General features: G+C 69.5%; 5 protein-coding genes and 1 pseudogene. 4 read left to right on the forward strand and 2 right to left on the reverse strand.

Going from position 1 to position 4,690, the window contains the following annotated elements:
- Nucleotides 1-190: pseudogene (locus tag HC022_RS19365) on the reverse strand (N-acetyltransferase); the annotation flags it as partial.
- Nucleotides 187-909: a 16S rRNA (uracil(1498)-N(3))-methyltransferase gene (locus HC022_RS19370; protein WP_167453511.1), complete on the reverse strand. Its 723-nt coding sequence runs from the start codon at nt 907-909 to the stop codon at nt 187-189. The gene HC022_RS19370 and the pseudogene HC022_RS19365, both read right to left, overlap by 4 nt.
- A gap of 12 nt (nt 910-921) precedes the next feature.
- Between HC022_RS19370 and ubiA the strand changes: the two genes are divergently transcribed.
- The 4 genes from ubiA to HC022_RS19390 form a co-directional block, all read left to right on the forward strand.
- Nucleotides 922-1,890, forward strand: coding sequence for a 4-hydroxybenzoate octaprenyltransferase (gene ubiA / locus HC022_RS19375; RefSeq protein ID WP_167453512.1), 969 nt, complete (start codon nt 922-924; stop codon nt 1,888-1,890).
- Between the two features lie 63 nt (nt 1,891-1,953).
- The gene (locus tag HC022_RS19380) at nt 1,954-3,903 is read left to right on the forward strand and encodes an OmpA family protein (protein ID WP_167453513.1); all 1,950 of its coding nucleotides are present in this window, start codon (nt 1,954-1,956) and stop codon (nt 3,901-3,903) included.
- Nucleotides 3,900-4,232: a hypothetical protein gene (locus HC022_RS19385; protein WP_008885662.1), complete on the forward strand. Its 333-nt coding sequence runs from the start codon at nt 3,900-3,902 to the stop codon at nt 4,230-4,232. The genes HC022_RS19380 and HC022_RS19385 overlap by 4 nt, the downstream gene beginning before the upstream one ends.
- A 247-nt stretch (nt 4,233-4,479) precedes the next feature.
- A partial coding sequence (locus HC022_RS19390; RefSeq protein WP_167453514.1) for a phosphoglycerate mutase family protein occupies nt 4,480-4,690 on the forward strand: 211 nt, incomplete at its 3' end.

The raw sequence follows: 4,690 nt of genomic DNA on the forward strand, positions 1-4,690 counted from the left end.
AGGTGCGGCCGAAAACGGCGCGGATCTCGCCCTCGGCGGGGGCGACCCAGAACCGCGTCGCGTTGCGATGCTCGCTGCCGGAAAGCCCGTGGGCGGCAAGGTTGCTGCGCAGGAACATCGAGCTTTCGGCATGGCGCGCGAGGAAGGCGTCGATGGCGGGCGCCTCGCCGGGCCGGGCGGGGCGGATCATGCCCAGTCCCCGCAGGCGACCTGCCAGAGCGTGATCGCGGCCACGGCGGCGGTGTCGGCGCGCAGGATGCGCGGCCCGAGCGCGATGACGCGGGTCTCGTCCATGGCGCCGAGCCGGGCGCGCTCGGCGTCGGCGAATCCGCCCTCGGGGCCGATCAGCACCGCGGCGGGTGCCGGGGCGGCGTCGAGCGCCGCGGCACGGCTTCCGGCCTCGGCCTCGTCGCAGAACAGCAGCGCCCGGCCCGTGGGCCAGTCGGCGAGCAGCCGGTCGAGCCGCGCAAGCTCGGCCACCTCGGGCACGAAGAGCGCGCCGCATTGCTCGGCCGCCTCGACCGCGTGGGCCTGAAGCCGGTCCTGCCGGATCCGCTCGGAATTGGTGAACTGGGTTTGCACCGGCAACAGGCGCCGCACCCCGAGCTCCACCGCCTTTTCGACGATGAAATCGGTGCGCGCCTTCTTGATCGGCGCGAACAGCAGCCAGAGGTCGGGCGGCATCTGCTGCGACCGCGTCTGCGTGTCGCAGACGGCCTCGCCGCCGCGTTTGCCGGCCTCGGTGACCTCGCACAGCCACTCGCCATCGCGTCCATTGAAGAGCAGAATGGGGGCGCCGGCACCGAGCCGCATCACGGAAAAGAGATAGTGGGCCTGCTCCCGGGTCAGAGGGACAGGTTGTCCCGCGCCCAGCGGGTGATCTACAAACAGGCGAACTTTCGCAGTCATGAGGCGCACCATATGAGCCAACCGGGAACAACGCCAGAGGCAGAGGGACAGGTCTCGGACGCGGTCCGCGGCAACTGGGTCGACCACTACGCACCGGCCTGGACGCGCCCCTACCTGCGCCTGTCGCGCGCCGACCGTCCGATCGGAACATGGCTGCTGCTGCTGCCCTGCTGGTGGGGGCTGCTGCTCGCCATGGTGTCTGACGGGCAGGCCCGCTGGTTCGACCTCTGGATCTTCCTCGGCTGCGGCATCGGCGCCTTCCTGATGCGCGGCGCGGGCTGCACCTGGAACGACATCACCGACCGCGACTTCGACGGCTCGGTGGCGCGGACCGCGTCGCGGCCGATCCCCTCGGGGCAAGTGAGCGCCAGGCAGGCGCTGGCCTGGGCGGTGATCCAGTCGCTGGTATCGTTCGGCATCCTCGTGACCTTCCCGCCCATGGCGATCCTGCTCGGCGTGGTCTCGCTGCTGCCGGTGGCGGTCTACCCCTTCGCCAAGCGATTCACCTGGTGGCCACAGGTCTTCCTAGGCATCGCCTTCAACTGGGGTGCGCTGCTGGCCTGGACGGCGCACACCGGCAGCCTCGGGCTGCCCGCGGTGCTGTTGTATCTCTCGGGCATGGCCTGGACGCTGTTCTACGACACGATCTACGCCCACCAGGACAAGGAGGACGACGCGCTCATCGGGGTGAAGTCCACCGCGCGCCTGTTCGGCGACGCGGCGACGCCCAAGTGGCTGGCGGGCTTCCTGGGGATCGCGGTGGCGCTGATGGGGCTCGCGATCGTGGCGGCGGCGCCGCGCGGCGAGATCCTCGCGCTGGTGGTGCTGATCGCCGGGCCCTGGGCCTTTGGCTGGCACATGATGTGGCAGATGCGGCGGCTCGACGTGAACGACAACGACCGGCTGCTCATGCTCTTCCGGTCCAACCGCGACGCCGGCATGCTGCCTGTGCTGTTTTTCGCCGCTGCTCTGCTCGCCTGATTGCGCAGGTCAAGACTGCCGCGTATCAGGTTCCGGATAAACGACAAAGGGAACTCCCGGCCTATGCGCCTGTCCAAGATCGCCATTCCCGCCACCGCTCTGATCGCCGCCGCGATGCTCTGTATCCTCGCCGCCGTGGTCGCCCTGAACATGGTCGAGGAAAGCTCCCGGACCTCGGTGAAGGACGCGCTGTCGCAGGGGGAGCTGGACTGGGCCGAGGTCGACGTGAACGGCCTGCAGGTCTTCCTGATCGGCGAGGCGCCGGACGAGGCACAGCGATTCCGGGCGGTGACGCTGGCGGGGAAAGCGGTGGATTCGGCGCGGGTCATCGACCAGATGCTGGTGGCCGAGGCCGCCGACATCCAGCCGCCGCAGTTCTCGGTCGAGATCCTGCGCAACGACGACGGCATCTCGGTGATCGGCCTGCTGCCCGACACCGCCGACCGCGAGGACATGATCGAGCGCTTCAATGCCATCGCCGGCAGCAACGGCGAGGTGTCGGACCTGCTCGAGGTCGCCGATTTCCCCGCACCCGACGGCTGGAACGAGGCGATGACCTTCGCGCTGCGCTCGCTGCGGGACCTGCCGCGTTCGAAGGTGTCGATCAGCGCCGGCGCCGTGGCGATCAAGGCGATGACCGACAGCGAGGATGCCAAGCGCCGCCTGCGCACCGAGTTCGAGCGGCGCCGCCCGGACGGGCTTGAGCTGACGCTGGATCTCTCGGCGCCGCGCCCGGTGATCACGCCCTTCACACTGCGCTTCCTGATCGACGAGCAGGGCGCCCATTTCGACGCCTGCTCGGCCGATACCGAGGCGGCGCGCGACCGAATCCTCGACGCCGCCCGCGCGGCCGGGGTCTCGGCCGCGGCGAGCTGCCGGCTGGGGCTCGGCGTGCCGACGCGGCGCTGGGCGGACGCGGCCGTGCTCGCGATCAAGGCGGTGCAGGAACTGGGCGGCGGTTCGGTCACCTTCTCGAACGCCGACGTGGCGCTGCTGGCGCCTGAGGGCACCGAGCAGGGGCTCTTCGACCGGGTCGTGGGCGAGCTGGAAAGCGCGCTGCCCGAGGTCTTCGCGCTGAAAGCCGTGTTGCCCGAGATCCCCGAGGCCAGCGACCAGGGCCCGCCCGAGTTCACCGCGACGCTGAGCCCCGAGGGCTCGGTCCAGCTGCGCGGCCGGGTGCATTCCGAGATCGCGCGCCAGACCGCGGACAGTTTCGCACGGGCGCGCTTCGGTTCGGACGCGGTCTACACCGCCGCACGGGTCGATCCAGACCTGCCGGCGAACTGGTCGGCGCGGGTGCTGGCCGGGCTCGAGGCTCTGGGCGAGCTCTCGAACGGCGTGGTGCGGGTGACGCCGGACATGGTCACCGTGTCGGGCAACACCGGCAGCACCGATGCCAATGCCGAGATCTCGGGGCTGCTTGCGGACAAGCTGGGGCAGGGCGCTGAGTTCGAGATCAACGTGCTCTACCAGGAGAAGCTGGACCCGACGCTGGGCATCCCGACGCCGGACGAGTGCGAGGCACAGATCGTCGAGATCGTCGGCGACCGGAAGATCAACTTCGAGCCGGGCTCGGCCAATCTCGACGCCTCGGCCAAGGACGTGATGGACGACATCGCCGAGCTGCTGAAGCTCTGCGGGGACATCCCGCTCGAGATCCAGGGCCACACCGACAGCCAGGGCCGCGAGAGCATGAACCAGCAGCTGAGCCAGGACCGGGCGCAGGCGGTGCTTGATGCGCTGCGCAACCGCCGTGTGCTGACCGCCTCCTACCGGGTGCGCGGATATGGCGAGGAGCAGCCCATCGCCGACAACAAAACCGAAGAGGGCCGCGAGGCCAACCGCCGGATCGAGTTCAGGCTGATCCGCCCGGAACCCACGGAAGAAGTGAAGACGACGCTGGAAGAGCTTGAAGAAGGCGCCCAAGACGGCGATACCGAGGCCGCACAGGAAGGTGACGGGGATGCCGACGCCTCCGATGCGGAAGACGGTGCAGAAGGGGCAACGGAATGAACCGGACCGAATTCGTGATCGCCACGGCGATCATCCTGTTCGTGGCCTTCTGCATGGGCTGGTTCGCCAACTGGCTCGTGCATCGCTTCAAGCGGATCAGCCAGGCGGACGTGGACCAGCTCGAGCGCATGAGCCAGGAGCTGCACGAGGCCGAGGAGACCCGCGACCAGGCGATCACCTACCTGCAGCAGCGCGAGGCGGAACTGACCAACCAGCTTGCCCAGACCGAGGCGGAGCTGTCGGCGGCCATGGATGGGCTGCGCGAGGCGCGGCGCGAGGCCGAGGAGCTGCGCGCCTGGATCGAGCGCAGCCAGGGCGGCGCGGCCTGAGCCTGAGCCCCTTGTTCCCGCAGATCGTGGGGGCGCGTGACCTTCCTTCAAGGAGCCGCTGACGCGGCACAGGCAAGCCTCCCTTCGCCTCCGGCGCCGGTCGGCCGTTGGTGCCCGTGGCATTGTGCCGGTTTGCCTGACGGGCGTTGCTCGGCGTGGCGTCGACCGGTGCCGGTGCCTGGGCCGGTGCCGTGGCTTTCCATTTCCCCGCGTCGCCCGTAAGAGGCAAGGGAAAGGAAGGTGCTTCATGTCCCATGTCACGCTCGTACGTCACGGCCAGGCCAATACCGAGGCGCGAGACGAGCTTTCCTATGACCGGCTGAGCGAACTCGGGCATCAGCAGGCGCGCTGGCTCGGCGAGCACATGCGTGCCACCGGCGAGGTCTTTGCCCGCGCCTATTGCGGCACGTTGAGGCGGCATCGCGAGACCTTTGCCGGGATGGACACCGGGCTCGAGC

This window comes from Salipiger sp. HF18, from assembly GCF_011806505.1.
Lineage (GTDB): Bacteria > Pseudomonadota > Alphaproteobacteria > Rhodobacterales > Rhodobacteraceae > Salipiger > Salipiger thiooxidans.